The 16,153-nt window shown below is 31.0% G+C and carries 15 protein-coding genes and 1 pseudogene; 7 read left to right on the forward strand and 9 right to left on the reverse strand.

What is annotated here, in order from left to right:
• Positions 1–269: 269 nt before the first annotated feature.
• Together nhaC and HMPREF2561_RS01770 are read right to left on the reverse strand one after the other, a co-directional pair.
• Positions 270–1,655, reverse strand: coding sequence for a Na+/H+ antiporter NhaC (nhaC, locus tag HMPREF2561_RS01765; protein ID WP_048680488.1), 1,386 nt, complete (start codon positions 1,653–1,655; stop codon positions 270–272).
• A gap of 56 nt (positions 1,656–1,711) precedes the next feature.
• The gene (locus HMPREF2561_RS01770; RefSeq protein WP_002448510.1) at positions 1,712–2,782 is read right to left on the reverse strand and encodes an NAD/NADP-dependent octopine/nopaline dehydrogenase family protein; all 1,071 of its coding nucleotides are present in this window, start codon (positions 2,780–2,782) and stop codon (positions 1,712–1,714) included.
• Positions 2,783–3,323: 541 nt separating this feature from the next.
• On the opposite strand from HMPREF2561_RS01770, the pseudogene HMPREF2561_RS10550 reads away from it, so the two are divergent.
• The 4 genes and pseudogenes from HMPREF2561_RS10550 to HMPREF2561_RS01785 all read left to right on the forward strand — a co-directional run.
• A pseudogene (locus tag HMPREF2561_RS10550) lies at positions 3,324–3,479 on the forward strand (CHAP domain-containing protein); the annotation flags it as partial.
• 204 nt (positions 3,480–3,683) lie between these two features.
• On the forward strand, positions 3,684–4,013 hold the full coding sequence (locus HMPREF2561_RS01775; RefSeq protein WP_048681895.1) for a DMT family transporter: 330 nt from the start codon (positions 3,684–3,686) through the stop codon (positions 4,011–4,013).
• A gap of 1 nt (position 4,014) precedes the next feature.
• Complete coding sequence (locus tag HMPREF2561_RS01780) at positions 4,015–4,329, forward strand: DMT family transporter (RefSeq protein ID WP_017174884.1); 315 nt, start codon at positions 4,015–4,017, stop codon at positions 4,327–4,329.
• A 79-nt stretch (positions 4,330–4,408) separates the two neighbouring features.
• The gene (locus HMPREF2561_RS01785) at positions 4,409–5,368 is read left to right on the forward strand and encodes a 2-hydroxyacid dehydrogenase family protein (RefSeq protein WP_017174885.1); all 960 of its coding nucleotides are present in this window, start codon (positions 4,409–4,411) and stop codon (positions 5,366–5,368) included.
• A gap of 56 nt (positions 5,369–5,424) precedes the next feature.
• Here HMPREF2561_RS01785 and HMPREF2561_RS01790 read toward each other — a convergent pair whose 3' ends face one another.
• The 7 genes from HMPREF2561_RS01790 to HMPREF2561_RS01820 all read right to left on the reverse strand — a co-directional run bounded on the left by HMPREF2561_RS01790 (position 5,425) and on the right by HMPREF2561_RS01820 (position 13,289).
• Entirely contained in the window at positions 5,425–6,549 is a 1,125-nt protein-coding gene (locus tag HMPREF2561_RS01790; RefSeq protein WP_070468270.1) for an FAD-dependent oxidoreductase, read from the reverse strand.
• A 20-nt stretch (positions 6,550–6,569) separates the two neighbouring features.
• Positions 6,570–7,361 (reverse strand): N-acetylglucosaminidase, encoded by a 792-nt coding sequence (locus HMPREF2561_RS01795; RefSeq protein WP_048762113.1) that lies wholly within the window; start codon positions 7,359–7,361, stop codon positions 6,570–6,572.
• Positions 7,362–7,384: 23 nt separating this feature from the next.
• Entirely contained in the window at positions 7,385–7,606 is a 222-nt protein-coding gene (locus tag HMPREF2561_RS01800; protein ID WP_017174888.1) for a hypothetical protein, read from the reverse strand.
• Positions 7,607–7,771: 165 nt separating this feature from the next.
• On the reverse strand, positions 7,772–8,239 hold the full coding sequence (locus tag HMPREF2561_RS01805; protein WP_048762114.1) for a helical membrane plugin domain-containing protein: 468 nt from the start codon (positions 8,237–8,239) through the stop codon (positions 7,772–7,774).
• 1 nt (position 8,240) lies between these two features.
• Positions 8,241–11,192: a formate dehydrogenase subunit alpha gene (fdhF, locus tag HMPREF2561_RS01810; protein WP_070443421.1), complete on the reverse strand. Its 2,952-nt coding sequence runs from the start codon at positions 11,190–11,192 to the stop codon at positions 8,241–8,243.
• A 254-nt stretch (positions 11,193–11,446) separates the two neighbouring features.
• Positions 11,447–12,394: an LCP family protein gene (locus HMPREF2561_RS01815; RefSeq protein WP_017174891.1), complete on the reverse strand. Its 948-nt coding sequence runs from the start codon at positions 12,392–12,394 to the stop codon at positions 11,447–11,449.
• Between the two features lie 115 nt (positions 12,395–12,509).
• A complete protein-coding gene (locus HMPREF2561_RS01820; RefSeq protein ID WP_048762118.1) occupies positions 12,510–13,289 on the reverse strand; it encodes an inositol monophosphatase family protein in 780 nt (259 codons plus the stop codon).
• Positions 13,290–13,657: 368 nt separating this feature from the next.
• Between HMPREF2561_RS01820 and HMPREF2561_RS01825 the strand changes: the two genes are divergently transcribed.
• The 3 genes from HMPREF2561_RS01825 to HMPREF2561_RS01835 all read left to right on the forward strand — a co-directional run bounded on the left by HMPREF2561_RS01825 (position 13,658) and on the right by HMPREF2561_RS01835 (position 16,008).
• Positions 13,658–14,353: a helix-turn-helix transcriptional regulator gene (locus HMPREF2561_RS01825; protein WP_070436506.1), complete on the forward strand. Its 696-nt coding sequence runs from the start codon at positions 13,658–13,660 to the stop codon at positions 14,351–14,353.
• Between the two features lie 105 nt (positions 14,354–14,458).
• Positions 14,459–14,812 carry a hypothetical protein gene (locus HMPREF2561_RS01830; RefSeq protein WP_017174894.1) on the forward strand — a complete coding sequence of 118 codons (354 nt, stop codon included), beginning with the start codon at positions 14,459–14,461 and terminating at the stop codon, positions 14,810–14,812.
• A 323-nt stretch (positions 14,813–15,135) separates the two neighbouring features.
• Positions 15,136–16,008, forward strand: a complete 873-nt coding sequence (locus HMPREF2561_RS01835) for a MurR/RpiR family transcriptional regulator (protein WP_017174895.1) — start codon at positions 15,136–15,138, stop codon at positions 16,006–16,008.
• Positions 16,009–16,153 lie beyond the last annotated feature (145 nt).

The following is a 16,153-nucleotide window of genomic DNA, read 5'->3' on the forward strand; positions in this document are numbered from 1 at the left end:
ATATGAATTCTAAATCTTTTTTTATGCATACATACAAAAAGCGTTCGAAACTTTAGTGTTTAGAACGCTTTAAGTTATCATATTAATCAAATTCGTTATTATGGATTGAATTCTCGCCACAAAAATTAAATCCACTTTTAATTCATTTTTTAGGATATCTAAAATGAATGTATTTTTTTAAATAACATCGCTACTATGTTTCTCATTAATACTTTAATCCTAATTTGTTATTTCCATATTGTAAGGGAATTAAACATCGAATTAATCATTTAATTTATTTTTTTACGTATTCCAATGCCAGTAAATCCATAAATAATTGCTAATATAGAACATAAATAACATGGTACTGCCCAAATAAAGAATTGATCAACTGAAACTCCTAATTGTTGCGCATAGTAAATACCAGATGTTCCCCAAGGAATTAATGGTAGAACCATAGTACTGGAATCTTCTAATGTACGAGATAAATTACTTCTATCTAAATTCATATCTTCAAACATGTCTTTCATAAGTACCCCAACCATAATAATAACAATTGACGCCACACCAGCAGCAAACACCAACATTAGGGACGATAGCACAGTAATAAGAACGAGGGTACCAACAGATTTAACACCTTTTGCAACAGTTTGTAACATTACATCTAAACAACCAGATTTCTCTACAATACCTGCAAATGCATAACCACAAAAAATGGTCACAATGATTTGTGTCATACTCATCATTCCACCTTGTTCAATCAATGTTTTTGCATTTTCGGTAACATGAGAATGCCCAGTCATAGATGATGTAAAACCATCAAACGTTGCTTTAAAACCATCTACAAATTTAAATCCATTATTAAACTTACCTATCAAAATAGCACTCAACGCTGAAACAAGCATAGATGGAACAGTTGAAATTTTAAATATTAAACAAATGATAATCACAATTAAAGGAATCCATACAAAAAAATTAATATTATAAATACTAGATAGTTCATTTAAAAGTACTTTTATTTGCTTAGTATTTACATTACCTTGGGAATTTAATCCTGCAAAAAACCATACGATAAGTCCAATGATTGATGCTGGAATGGTTGTCCACATCATTGCTCTAATATGAGAAAAAATGTTTACTTTTGTTACGAGTGCAGCAAGATTGGTTGTATCTGATAAAGGTGACATTTTATCTCCAAATACTGCACCTGCAATAATTGCACCTGCTGCCATTCCTTGATTTATACCAAGTTGACTTCCAATAGATATTAAGGCAATCCCAGCTGTAGACGCAGACCCCCAAGCTGTTCCGGTTGCTAAACTACATATAGCCGAAATGATAAATGCTGAAATTAGAAAATAACTAGGATTCAAAAACTTAAGTCCATAGTAGATTAATGCAGGTACAGTACCTGCGTACATCCAGCTACCTACAATAATACCTACAGCCAAAATAATGAAAATAGCAGGCATAGCTGTTGTCAATCGATGTGTAATTCCTTCTTCCAAATCCTTCCATTTTAAACCAACACGCATAGCAATAAAAGCAGCGTAGGTTGAGGCGATAAGTAACAATACTTGAATAGGGATATTGAATTTAATAAATCCAATTGTAACAACTATTACCATGACAATAATTGTAGATATTGCTTCTAGAAATGTGGGTTTTCTTTTCATATATCTGCTCCTTTTTCTTTTTTCTTAAGACCTCTTTTCTATACCAAACATTATACTTATTTTAATCCTAATTTATCTAAACCAAGTTCTTCTACTGTTAGCCCTTCATTAAAGAAATCACGTTCGAGAATAGTCGAGGCAATCGTAATTATCGCATCAATATTCGGTGTATCTACACCAATTTCACGTCCTAAACTTGACCATAATACAAGTCCATATGCGATATCTTCAGTAAGATAACGATTTTCTACAGAGTTCGGTCCTGGAATTTGTGAAAATACAGGACTTGTATTAAATAAACGATTTAGCGGTTCATCCTCGTCTTTACGTTCTAGATAACCTCGTTGAATACGCGCTTCTTTAGCAGTTAATAATTCAAAACCTAATTTACGCCCTAAAGTTAGACGTTCTAATTCTACAGCATGTAAAAGTCGCACTGTGTGTTTTGTGATACCTTCTTTATATAATGCAAATGTATCTGCATAATCTATACGACCTACATTTAATAGTGTAGGAGCTGGATGAACTTCAGGATTTCCATTTTCTAGATTCGTTTTCCACAAACTTTCTTCTTTTACTAATTGTGGATACAATTGGCTCACTTTATCAAAACATTCATTTAACTCTCTCTTATTGTACGTTGAGAAAAAGACTTTTCTTACATTAAGAGATAAATCCACTCGAGCCTCTTCAAAATCTACACGTGTTCCGTAAGTAAGGGTATTAGCTTCTGCATATTTAGGTTGAATATTAATATGACGTTCTTCTAATACATTCATAAATCGAATTGATCCCATAGCTGCTGCGATATTAAAGAAAATAATTTGTTCCGCCGTTATATAATGAGACATCACTTTTGCATAATATTCAATGTAAGATGAAGGAATCACTACTTGTATCACTTCTGCATCTTTTAATACATATTCAATATCATCACTAATATTTGTAAAAGGTACAAACGTTTCATGACCTTCATTATTAAAATCAAATCCACCTTTTTCTAACGCTCTATCAAATTTGTGAATTGATGAATTTCGACAATATAATTTGACTTCATGTCCTTGATTGACCATATCTACTGCAGCTGTAACCGCACCATTTCCTGATCCTACTATTGCAATTTTCATAGTTATCATTCCTCATTTCTCTATTTAGAATTTTTAATAGTCATCTAAAAAAATTATTATCAATAAATAAAGATGCAGATATAAATACTGCATCTTCAAAATAGTATTATTTTATTCTATAGCCTAATTTAAATTTTTACAAACACTATTAGTAGTATGATATCACATAAATCTCCATAAATGTAACCGCTTATCCTTTATGTATATATCTTTATATAAAATAAGTTTATTACAAGGTGCTGTAATATAAATTCTATTAATATTTTCAAAAAATTAGAAAATGTATAGCAAACGTGCAGTTTGCAAGAAATATTAAACAGATTTTTATTACATAGTTGTGCAAGAATTTTGAATTTTATTTACGGTAAAGTAACAATGCCCTACTACATGTTTTTATCTGATAAAGTATGACTTATCGTTAATAGCGACAAGTTAATGTTAAAACATATTCAACATATCGCTAAAATTATCCTATTGTTGAATAGTATTTGGGAGGACTTTATTTATGAAAAAATGAATTACATTATCAACACTGACAGCAGGAAGTTTAGGACATGTGGCTTATGTAGAAAGTGTAAATAGTGATGGATCAATTACAATTTCAGAAATGAATTACACAGGTGGCGCATACGTGACTGATACACGTACAATTTCAGCAAGCGAAGTAAGTGCTTATAATTATATTCATTTATCGTAAATATCTAAGATTGATATAACTTGAATATAAATATATTACCGTTTAAGATAACCTTTAAGATTATATTTTCATTAATTTAAAAGTGAGAAAATGAATTCATAATGAATTCTTTCTCACTTTTTTATTTTCTAAAATTGCATAACTCATAATTGTTTGAGAAAATATTTTTACTTATCAAAAATATTATAAGGAGTAATGGATATAATGCAATGGTTAAAGGTCATTTTATCTGGATTGATAGAAGTTGTTTGGGTTACGTGTTTAAATTACGCTCATAATACGTTTACTTGGCTCATCACTTTATTATTTATTGCTTTAAGTTTTTATTTAATGCTTTCTGCGACAAAACAACTTCCAGTAGGTACTGTTTATGCTGTCTTTGTTGGTATAGGCGCTGCAGGAACAGTTATCGTTGATATGTTATTTATTAATCACGTCATTTCACTTATGAAATTATTATTTATTATTTTATTAATTATAGGTATTATCGGATTAAAGCTTTCTACTGATGACCAATCTGAAGGAGGTCTATAAAATGGCGTGGTTATACCTTTTAGTTGCAGGATGCTTTGAGATTTTAGGTGTTGTTTTCTTAAATGAACTGAATCGTACACATAAAAAAATATATATTCTACTAGGTGCGCTTACTTTTATATTTAGTTTTAGTACTTTAAAACTATCTATGCAGACGATTTCGATGGGAACTGCCTATGCAATATGGACAGGGATCGGGACTGCTGGAGGTACCATTGTAGGTATGATTTTCTATAATGAATCAAAAAAATTTATTCGTATATTTTGTATTGGTTTAATCTTAATATCCGTAATTGCTTTAAAAATAATACAGTAACTTTATTCATATAAATTCTTTGTGTCCCTATCTTTCTTCCATTATACTTAATTTGAAAGAATACAAAGGAGTGAGATGGATGGAAAAAGTATATATAGCTGGTAAAATTCCAGAAGCTGGTTTAAATCTACTCAAAGAACATTTTGAAGTAGACATGTATGAAGGTGAAGGTATCATCGATAAAGAAACATTAAAAAAAGGTGTCAAAGATGCTTCTGCTTTAATTAGTATTTTATCCACTAATGTAGATAAAGAAGTAATTGACAGTGGTGAAAATCTTAAAATTATTGCCAATTATGGCGCTGGATTTAATAATGTAGATGTAGATTATGCACGTGAAAAAAACATTGATGTTACAAATACACCAAAAGCATCTACAGCTGCAACTGCTGAATTAACATTCGGCTTAGTATTAGCAATTGCTCGTCGTATTGTTGAAGGTGACAAACTTTCTCGTACAAAAGGATTTGATGGTTGGGCGCCATTATTCTTTAGAGGCCGTGAAGTCTCAGGCAAAACACTTGGTATTATCGGATTTGGAGAAATTGGTAGTGCAGTAGCTAAACGTGCAAAAGGATTTGATATGGATATCCTTTATACAGGTCCTCACCAAAAAAAGGAAAAAGAACGTGAAATTGGTGCTAAATACGTTGATTTAGATACATTATTAGAACACTCTGATTTTATTACAATCAATGCTGCTTACAATCCAGATATACACCACATGATTGATTCAGAACAATTTAAAAAAATGAAATCTACTGCTTATTTAGTCAATGCAGGGCGTGGACCAATCGTTAATGAACAAGCACTTGTTGATGCATTGAAGCATAAAGATATTGAAGGTGCAGCTCTCGATGTGTATGAATTTGAGCCAGATATTACTGAAGGCTTGAAATCTTTAGATAACGTAGTCATTACGCCACACATTGGTAATGCTACGTTCGAAGCTCGTGAAATGATGTCTAAAATTGTAGCTAATGATACAATTAAAAAATTGAATGGTGAAGAACCGCAATTTGTTGTTAATAAAAAATAAGGTTAAATAAAATAAGGAGTTATCATAGAATCCATAGTGAATTCTATGATAACTCCTTATTTGTCTTTTGTTTTATATAAAAATTTAGTTTGACCACTAAAAAATCGTTTTGGCATACGTTTCATGATAGCATTGCGCAATGCAACAACTAGTTTATTATCTTTTTGAGCGATATTTCCGACTTTTCGAGAACGTTTTATTACTTTTTTAGTATGTTTTACACGTAATTTATTATATCGCTGTAATGCTTTTTCTAAGTCATAAGAAGCGATACAATTAGCTAAAACGATAGCATCTTCCATTGCTTGTCCTGCGCCCTGACCCATGTTTGGCGTCATTGCATGGGCAGCATCTCCTAATAAGACTGTACGACGATGTACAAATGAAGTTAAAGGTTTTAAATCATATAAATCGTTTTTAATAATACCTGTTTCACTTTGTTTATCTAACAATGCCCTCACTTGATTAGGATAATGATTAAAATAAGCCTGCAAATGTGGTTTTTCAAATGATACATATTTAGGATCTTTTTCATTTGCATTAATTGTAATAAACCAATAGGCTTGATTATTAATTAGAGGCACAATGCCCACGCGTCCACGTCTTCCCCAATATTCATCTGCTGTATATTGATTCATTATGTCCGCTTCATCTATCATTCCTCTAAAGCATGTATAACCTTGATAAATCACTTTAGAGTCTGGGAATAATGCTTTTCTAACGATTGAATGAATACCATCCGCTCCAATACATAAATCAAACGTCTGACTTGCATGTTTTGAGAAATGAAGCATTGGCAGTTCAGATTGAACATCCACTTTAGTCACTTCATAATCAGTAAATACAGTATTAGGTTTTACATATGAAGATATTAACTCTATTAATGACTGACGAGATAATGTCACATTTAATGTTCCCTCTTTCAACTTAGCAGATGTAAGCAAATCACCTTTATCGCTATAGATATTTAATGATTTTAAATTTTGTCCGGCATTTTTGATACCTTTAGCTAAATCATGATTACCGAGTTTTTTTAAAACGTTATCACCGATACCAATACCTGCACCTACTTCTTTAATATCAGTCTTTCTCTCAAAGACTTTGACATCATGCCCTTGTTCTTGTAAAAGTGCTGCAACCGTTAAACCTGCGATACCAGCACCTATCACTGCAACTTTCATTCTATTACACCTCAATATCTCTATTTATTAGATATATAGTAATTCCTACGTATCTTATCTTTTTTTATACCCAAACGTTCATAATCTTTTTTCATATTATCTGCAATTTTATCTGCCCACTCAATATCACTCGCATATTGATGAGACCCTGGATTTTTAGGATTCCATCTCATTTGATAAAGCGTAATTTGTTCGTTTTCAAAATATTGATGACGAATAAAAGCTGCACCGCCCATAATTGCTTTACTTGGTGTTGTCCAATTATGTTCTTTAGCATAACTATGACCAGTAGCAATGGCATCTTGATCAAATGCACCAATTCCAAAAAAATTATAGTATTTATGATTATTCTCTTTAATACCATTAGCCAGTTCGGATTGACCATTTGCTGTTTCTATGATTGCATGATTCATTAAATATATAATATTCACTTGATACTTATCTTGGGCTTTTAAAAATGTTTGAGCCTGATCTGTTAAAATACCTTTATTTTTAAGTATATGTTTTACCTCATCTTCATTCATTGGAACCGTTTTAGATAGATCCATATATTTTAAATCATTGTCTTTTTTAGAAATACTCATTGCTCTTTTCACTTCATTATTATTCGCTAGAACAAACTGATTATTTTTATCAATGGTATTTAATTGGTTCGATTGGGTTTGCTTTTGAAGGGCCTCTTGAAAACTGTATCTTCGATCATTACGTAGTATATCCTTATGATTGATACAAAGTAATACAATCAATATGATGAGAACAATAATAAAAAGTATAATAGATAAACGTAACTGATTACTATTTCTATATTTCATAAATTGAAATTCCTCTAATTGTCTTATTTAGATAACATACTGTATGCAACTATAATAGCAATAATGACGATGGCAAACGAAATATTAATAATAATTTTCATGCCCGTACGATCTCGAAATAATACATTAAAAATAACAAGACTAATTGCCAATGAAACGGCAAACATTGCTATCGCTAACATTAATTTCATCATAATTAAAAATATAATTCCTAATACAACAAAAATATTAGAAATAATAGTCATTATTTTAATAATATTTGGATGAATAAGTCCTCTCTCCTTACACTTTAATTTATACACTCTACTTTATCATAATGGATGTATACTATATTTTACAAATTCATTTCTAAAAAAACTCCTCAACATAAGTCATTTCGTTCTTATATTAAGGAGTCGTATATATTCAATTTATTCTCTAGACATACCTTTAAGTAAATTTATCATGTACGTTAAGCTACGATTCATATCATCATCTTTTAATACACTCATTAAGCTTCGTATTGTCGTTTTGGCATTTGGACTTGCTTGATTAGCTACTTGTAAGCCACTATTAAGTTTATTTAAAAATTGACTTAGTTCTTTAACTTCTAAATTCCCAAGCATAAATACCATTGGAGCTAAATTTGTAATGAGTCCAGTATACATATCTTTATTTAATTCCGTAGCGAATTTATTTATAATAACTTGACGACCTTTAATACCACCGTTAATAGCATCTAAGAGTTTTGCATCATCTAAATTTTTAATAATACGAATAGCTTTTAAAATACTATCCTTATTTTCAACAATTGCATTTGTAACTTCATTCAAACTTTCCAACTTAAGTTGTTCTTTTGATTTTTCAAGACGATTAATTTTAGTTATTCTTTCAGCCATATTAATCCACCACATTTCCTGGGAAAATATAATCCTTACGTTTCCATTTTTTCTGAACTTGGACACTATATTGCGGATGACGATGTTTATCTACACGGAAATTCGTTGGATTTAAAGGAGATTTACCTTTTCTAGTTATAACCTCTAAACGACAATGTGTACGTTTATAAGATGGTGTGTGTGTAGCATAATCCACGTCACTATTAGTTAATTTATTTATAGCACCTATATCACCATTACTCATAGCATCATTATTTAAAGGAATATATATTTCTTTTCCTTTAACTCTATCAGTAATTGTAGCAACTAAAGTAGCTTCTCCTGTATCAGAAATAAGTTTTACTTCTGCACCCTCATGGATATCGCGATCTTTGGCTAATTCAGGTGAAATTTCTACAAATGCGTGAGGCATTTTATATTTAATCATTTCTGTTTGATATGTCATATTTCCTTCATGGAAATGTTCTAGTACGCGACCATTATTTACATGTAAATCATATACTTCATCTTCTTTAAAGAAATTATCAAATGTTAATTCAAATAATTTTGCACGTTTATTATCGAAATTAAAGCCATCAAGATATAATGTAGGTTGATCTGTACCATCTGGTGCTACAGGCCATTGTAAACTGTTAAAACCTTCTAATCTTTCATAGCTAACACCTGAATAAGACGGTGTTAAGCGTGCAATTTCGTCCATGATTTCTGAAGGATGACTATAATTCCAATCAAAGCCCATTCTTTTAGCAATCAATTGGAAAATTACCCAGTCAGGTTTTGAGTCACCTAAAGGTGATAGTGCTTGATTAATACGTTGGATTCTACGCTCTGTATTTGTATATGTGCCATCTTTTTCTAATGAAGGACTAGCTGGTAACACAACATCTGCATACGTTGCTGTAAATGTTAAAAATTCATCTTGAACTACCAAAAATTCAACTTTTTCTAATGCAGATTGTACATAGTTAATATTTGAATCTACAATTCCAGTATCTTCACCATACAAATATAGTGAATGAATTTGTCCTTCATGAATACCATCCATCATTTGATGATTATCCCGACCAGGCGTTGGATTCAATGTAACACCATACTCTTTCTCAAATTTCGATCTAATTTCATCATTGTGTATCATTTGATAACCTGGAAATTGGTCCGGCATACTTCCCATATCACTTGCACCTTGAACATTATTGTGGCCACGTAATGGATAAGCCCCTGTGCCAGGTCTTCTATAGTTACCTGTTACAAGAAGAAGATTTGAAATTGCTGTACTTGTATCACTACCAATATCTTGTTGTGTGACACCCATTGCCCAACAAATAGCTACAGATTCTGCTTTTGCGCATTCTTCCGCAAAACTAATTAATCGCGCTTTTGAAACTCCTGTAACCTCTTCAGTATATTCTAATGAAAATGGAGTTAATGATTCATAATACTCATCAAAATTGTCAACCCACTCTTTAATAAATTCAATATCATGTAAATGATGATCGATAATATATTTTGTCACAGCGCTCAACCATACTAAGTCTGTACCAGGTTTAGGTTGATAAAATTCATCTGCACGTTCAGCCATTTCATGTTTACGAATATCAAAGACATGCATTCTTTGTCCAAACAATTTCTGTGCACGTTTAATTCTTGAAGCAATAACTGGATGTGCTTCTGCTGTATTTGTACCAATAAGTACCGTCATAGTTGCTTTTTCCAAGTCATCAATAGAACCTGAGTCCCCGCCATGTCCTACCGTTCTAAATAATCCTTTTGTAGCAGGTGCTTGACAATATCTCGAACAATTATCAATATTATTTGAACCAAATACTTGGCGAGAAAGTTTTTGCATTAAGTATGACTCTTCGTTTGTACCTTTTGAAGAGGCGATAAATGCTAGGTGATCGCCACCATATTCATTTTTAATGCGCTTAAAGTTCTTTTCTATAACATCGAGGGCTTCTTCCCATTCAACCTCATGAAATTCACCATTTTTACGTACTAAAGGTTTAGTTAAACGTTGATCCGAATTAATGTGTCCCCACGAGAATTTGCCTTTTACACAAGTAGAGATTTTATTTGCTGGAGAGTCGTGTGATGGTTGAACTTTTAAGATTTCTCTATCTTTTGTCCATACATCAAATGAACATCCTACACCACAATATGTACATACTGTTTTAGTTTTGTTAATTCTTTCTTTACGCATCTCTGCTTCAGAATCCGACACAGCAAATAACAATCCATCACCTGGTTCAGCTTTTTTAGTTAAATCAATCATAGATGCTAATGAACCCGGTTCTGTATCAGTTAAATATCCCGCATTGCCCTCCATATTGACTTCCATCATTGCATTACATGGACACACTGTCGCACATTGACCACATGATACACAAGACGATTCATTTATTGGAACATCATTATCCCAAATCACACGTGGGTGCTCACGATCCCAATCTATAGAAAGTGTTTCGTTAACTTCCACATCTTGACATGCTTCTACACATCTACCACATAGGATACATTGGTCTGGGTCATAACGATAGAAAGGACCATAATCTTTCTCATAAGGCTTTGTTTTATATTCATATGATTGTTCTTGTAATCCCCATGCATCCATTGCATTGTGAATCTCACAATCACCGTTATTATAATCACATACTGTACAATACAGCATATGTTTTTCTAAAATTCTATCTAATGCTTCTTTTTGGCTAGCTTTCACTCGTTTATTTTGAGTATTGACTGACATCGGACGGTCAACTACTGTACTACACGCTCGTTCAACTTTACCATCAATTTCAACCATGCAAGTATCACAGGTTTGAATTGGACCCATGGATTCGTTATAGCAAATTGAAGGAACGAAAGTATCACGAGATTTAATAAATTCAAGTAAATTTGTTCCAGGTTCTACAAGGTAATCCACATCATCTAGGGTTAAAACTAAATGTTCTTGCATTGCTTTCCCCACCTTATATTTATATTCCATAAACAACCAATTTCATTAAGATTCTGTATTATTTCCCCATATTCAATACAGAATTAATATTATTGTATAACTAAAATCATATAATGTTAAGGCTTTCAATCATATCTATTGACCTTTCTTTATTCTTTTAAATAAAGAATATACTTTTAAATTTTTATATCTTTAAATAAAAAATCTGAGACCTATAAATTAGTCTCAGATTTTTTAATTGCTATATATTTTTTTTATTTTTTCAAATTATTATTTAATACCTCTGTCATTTGCACTTTTGAACTTTCATTAGGAATAAAATACCATAATCCATCATTTTGAATACTACCTGTCCCTTCTAGCTGATGACGATTAACTGTATCATTAGCCTCTTTATAATGACTTCTAATTTCATTTAAATCCCCTAATGTTAAATCAGTTGTGACGTTCTTTTGAATTTGAGTAATTAATGATGGCAAATGTGTAATCGCTGAAGAACTAACCATTTTATTTGCCATAGCTTGTAAAACTAGTTGTTGACGTTCTTGACGTCCAAAATCACCACCTGCACCTGTTTCTTTACGACTTCTAATAAATGCCATGGCTGTATCTCCATCAACATGAGTAGATTGCCCTTTAGTAAATGTTGTACCTTGAACTGTAAATGTATCATTACTTACTATGTTAACACCGCCTACCGAATCAATCATGTCGTGTAATCCATCCATATCAATAGTAGCGTAGTGGTCTATTGGCACATTCATTAGTTTTTCTAATGATTTAACAGCCATGGTAGGCCCCCCATAAGCATAAGCATGATTTATTTTTTCAGTTGTACCTCTTCCTACGATTTCTGCTTGAGTATCACGTGGAATACTTACAAGCTCAGTCGTTTTTTTCTTTGGATTCACTGATAAAATCATTATTGTATCACTACGTTCACCATCATTTGTGCTTTTACGTTGTGCATTAGAGTCAACACCAAATAAGGCAATTGTAAATGGATCTCCATTTTTTAAATTAACATTATGAGAACGCAATTCAGATTGTTGACGATGAAGCGGGTTATGAATTTTATTACCTGTTATCAATATCGTTGTCGCGATAACGGCTACAGTAACGACAGCTAACACAACAAGTATACTAATAATCCATTTCATTATTTTACTAGAGGAACGTTTTTTTCTATCAGGACGTTGCATCTTCCTCCTCCTATTCTACTTATATTAAAATATATCTCCATTATTATATATTAAATGATTTAATTTACTATACAACTTTAGTAGGAAATATATTAAATAACTAAGAAGAGAAGGATTAGTGTTTATCATTAATAATAGCTAATATCTCCTCGTAGCACCCTTTATTACTAATAATAAAGGGGCCACCTTTAGCGAAATCAAGATGTTGTCCATCCATCTGTGTCATCACTAATCCTAATTCTCTGGCGAATAAAAACTGTGCTGCGATATCCCAAGGTTTAGGATTAGTATTAAAATGTGCTCCAAATTGTCCTTTTATCACTCGCACTGAATCTAATCCGCAAGCTCCTATATATCTCACACTAAAAGACGATTGATACAAAGCTTTACTTAATTTTTCATTCACGTATTCTGAACCAAATGAAACAATAGTATCTTTAAGCGATAATACTTCTGGAGACTCAAGTTTGACATTATTCATGAAGGCCCCCTTACCTTCAATTGCTTTATATATTATTTTATGAGCGTAGTCATAAATATAAGATAATTTAGGTTGTCCATTTTCAAAGTAAGCTAAAATAATACAATAATCTTCTTGTTGTTTCACTAAATTGGCTGTTCCATCAATAGGGTCCATAATCCAAAGGTGTCCCTGATAAGGTTCAATACCCTCATTATTTTTTTCTTCAGCTAATAACTGATGTGTAGGAAAATACTTTTCCAGATAGGCCTCGAAATCATTTTGTATTTGTTTATCTACATTTGTAACTAAATCGAATCGATTTTCTTTTGTTTCTGTAACCATGTTTTTAATTAAATTAGGAATAATACCATCTAAATGTTGGAACCAATCCGTAATATGTTTATCTATAAATTGAAGTTGTTGTTTTTGCATGATGTCACCTCAACGTTTTTATTCATCTTATCATATAACATATTATTTTTTTTAAATAAAAAATCGGCTAGTCATTTGCTAGCCGACAAAATAGAAAGGAAAGTAAGTAATAAATATTGAAGATGTTTCGATGTAACCCGAACGATTCACCTTGAGCTATCTGTTATACAGCCCCTACCCCTTTGTTTGAAATCGTTCTACCCTGTTACAAATACTATATTAGCATAATTATCTAATTATTGTAAGCGTTTTCTAAATAAAAATAGTTTATTATTACACTTCCAATCAACTTATTACTAAAAATGTCTTGAATCTCAGTCTTATGTTATAATTAATGTAATATGTAATGTTCATAGGTGGTGAGTATATTGAATAAAATGGAAAGACAAAATCAAATTATTTCATTAATTCAACAAGGACATAAAATCAATGCGTCTGATTTAGCAAAACAATTTAATGTCTCTACCCGTACAATTACTAGAGATATTGATGATTTAGAATCTAAAGGAGTTCATATATACGCTCATAAAGGAAGACGCGGTGGATATGAAATTCAAAATACTGATCATTATTTTCATCTTAAATTAAATGAATCCGAACTTATTGCACTATTTTTAACTTTGCAAGAAAGTCAATCTCACTCTACATTACCTTACACTCAAGACATTCATTCAATTATAAACCAATGTTTAAAAACACCTAATACACAAATGCTAAAAATACTGAAACATATCTCCAATAATATTAAATTAGAAGATACACATTCTCTAACATTACCACATTTGTTTTCAGATATTTTAATTTATAGTAACGAAAGACATGTTATGCTTGTTGACTTTTCAGAAAATAATGAAATTACTGCAGAAAATGTGATATTCATCGGCTTACTGTGCCGTAACGGTCAATGGTTTGCTATTGTTTATGAAATTGGATTCGGTAGAACTCGTGAATTATCAATATTAAATATTGTTGATATTTCTTATTCATTTGAAAAAAAAATTCAAACATACGATATTACTATTCATAACTATAAGGAATTTCTACAACCTAAAAACAATGAATAAAGTGAGTATTGAAGAAATTTTCGTGTATTCTCACTTTCATTCTCAAATACTAAATGCTTACATACCAAATATCCTTAACACCCTCTTTTAAAGGATGAGTATACCATGCATTATAAAACCTTAATATACGATCAACACATTTTAATTCAATTATTAATTTTACTAGAAAAAGCTAAATATTATTATTTTATGGACATAGCACATTTATCTTTGGGAATTAAAGATTACAATAATTTTATTAATCATTGTCGTGCGCATTTTAAACATAATCAAATAAATAGTATTTCATCTCATTGTTCTGATTCACAAACGTATTGCTTCGAACAATACAATGAATTGATGACTCATTTAAAACAAATCCCTCTTCAAAATTTTAAAAATGGAAATTTAATCGTCGATTTGCAAGAACGTCAAAATCATATTTATAAAGTTTATAATCAAATTAATAATTATCAATAACCTTATTTTTTCGATAAGTTTAGTAGGTAAATTGTCATTGTAATTTATAGTATGTATAATAATGCTTGATTAATATTAAGTAAAAACTGCATACTGTTTTTTAATTCACGAAATAATGTCATATTGGTGGGAGAATATCACATTATTTCGGTAATCCTGTTACGTAAACCTTTACTTAACTTAATCACTTTACAGTTATTTATCGATATTTGTGGGAATTTAGATGTAATATATGATGTATTCACATGCCTAGATAGAGATGTTTTCATTTTCATCTATCTATTTATGATGAAAGAAAAACTTTTAATAAATTAGGTGATTGGATGACAAATATTTTAAGTAGGATAGATGAAGTCTACGCTTCGTCTTCTAAAAGTGAACAGAAACTTTCACGTTTCATATTAAATTCTCCACATAAATTAGTTTCAATGTCTAATGAAGCGATTGCAGATGAGCTTAATATTAGTGTGTCTACTATGAATCGTTATAGTCAAAAATTAATTAATCAAAATTTTAAAGCTATACGCGATGAAATTAAGCAATGGTTTCCTAAACAAGTCACACCGTATAATATCAAGTTAGTAGAAAATGAATCAGTAGAAAGCTTAAAACAAAAATTATATTTTCAAACTAAAGCGTCGTTAAAACAAAGTAATCATTTTATAGATCACCAAACTATTGACGCTATTTGCGAAACATTTAAACAGGCACATACCATTTTTCTATATGGTTATGGGAGTTCATACGTGTGTGCGCTTGAATTTTATCAGAAATTATCCCGTATTGGTCTCAATATTCAATTAGTTCAAGATACACATTTACTAACTACAATGTTGTCTACACATAATAAAAATGATTGTGTCGTTTTTATTACCCATAGTGGTGAACAGAGCGAACTACAAGCAATGGTAAAAGTCGTTAAAGATTTTAACCTTTCAATGATTACAATTACAAGTTCTAACAATAATTCAATTGCAAAAGATTCTGATTTAGTTTTAACGTATAATGAAGATTATAAAAACGAACTGTGTATGAGTGCGACAACTGCATTATTTGCACAATTATATACGATTGATATTATATTTTACCGCTTTATAGCACGTAATTATCACGCTTCTTTAGACTATATGACACAGTCAAAGATTTCATTAGATAATTACCACAAGTATTTATCAAAAATTGAATTTAAACATTAATAAAAAAGGAGTGGGATAAAACTCATTGTTCCACTTCATTCCCAACTTATGTTGGGCGTCGACGTTCTTTTTGAATGACTTTATGTTGGGGTCTCGGTCTACAATTAAAAAAACTTGATATTAGTCTATGTTTAATTTAGGGATT

It is taken from the genome of Staphylococcus sp. HMSC069E10 (genome assembly GCF_001809205.1).
GTDB lineage: Bacteria > Bacillota > Bacilli > Staphylococcales > Staphylococcaceae > Staphylococcus > Staphylococcus hominis.

Excerpts from the sequence above, each read along its gene's own strand:
- HMPREF2561_RS01800 (WP_017174888.1), bottom strand. The coding sequence starts at position 7,606 with ATGACTATTATTTCTAATATTTTTGTTGTATTAGGAATTATATTTTTA.
- HMPREF2561_RS01820 (WP_048762118.1), bottom strand. The coding sequence starts at position 13,289 with ATGCAAAAACAACAACTTCAATTTATAGATAAACATATTACGGATTGG.
- HMPREF2561_RS01785 (WP_017174885.1), top strand. The coding sequence starts at position 4,409 with ATGGAAAAAGTATATATAGCTGGTAAAATTCCAGAAGCTGGTTTAAAT.
- nhaC (WP_048680488.1), bottom strand. The coding sequence starts at position 1,655 with ATGAAAAGAAAACCCACATTTCTAGAAGCAATATCTACAATTATTGTC.
- HMPREF2561_RS01780 (WP_017174884.1), top strand. The coding sequence starts at position 4,015 with ATGGCGTGGTTATACCTTTTAGTTGCAGGATGCTTTGAGATTTTAGGT.
- HMPREF2561_RS01795 (WP_048762113.1), bottom strand. The coding sequence starts at position 7,361 with ATGAAATATAGAAATAGTAATCAGTTACGTTTATCTATTATACTTTTT.
- fdhF (WP_070443421.1), bottom strand. The coding sequence starts at position 11,192 with ATGCAAGAACATTTAGTTTTAACCCTAGATGATGTGGATTACCTTGTA.
- HMPREF2561_RS01770 (WP_002448510.1), bottom strand. The coding sequence starts at position 2,782 with ATGAAAATTGCAATAGTAGGATCAGGAAATGGTGCGGTTACAGCTGCA.
- HMPREF2561_RS01815 (WP_017174891.1), bottom strand. The coding sequence starts at position 12,394 with ATGCAACGTCCTGATAGAAAAAAACGTTCCTCTAGTAAAATAATGAAA.
- HMPREF2561_RS01835 (WP_017174895.1), top strand. The coding sequence starts at position 15,136 with ATGACAAATATTTTAAGTAGGATAGATGAAGTCTACGCTTCGTCTTCT.
- HMPREF2561_RS01775 (WP_048681895.1), top strand. The coding sequence starts at position 3,684 with ATGCAATGGTTAAAGGTCATTTTATCTGGATTGATAGAAGTTGTTTGG.
- HMPREF2561_RS01830 (WP_017174894.1), top strand. The coding sequence starts at position 14,459 with ATGCATTATAAAACCTTAATATACGATCAACACATTTTAATTCAATTA.
- HMPREF2561_RS01805 (WP_048762114.1), bottom strand. The coding sequence starts at position 8,239 with ATGGCTGAAAGAATAACTAAAATTAATCGTCTTGAAAAATCAAAAGAA.
- HMPREF2561_RS01790 (WP_070468270.1), bottom strand. The coding sequence starts at position 6,549 with ATGAAAGTTGCAGTGATAGGTGCTGGTATCGCAGGTTTAACGGTTGCA.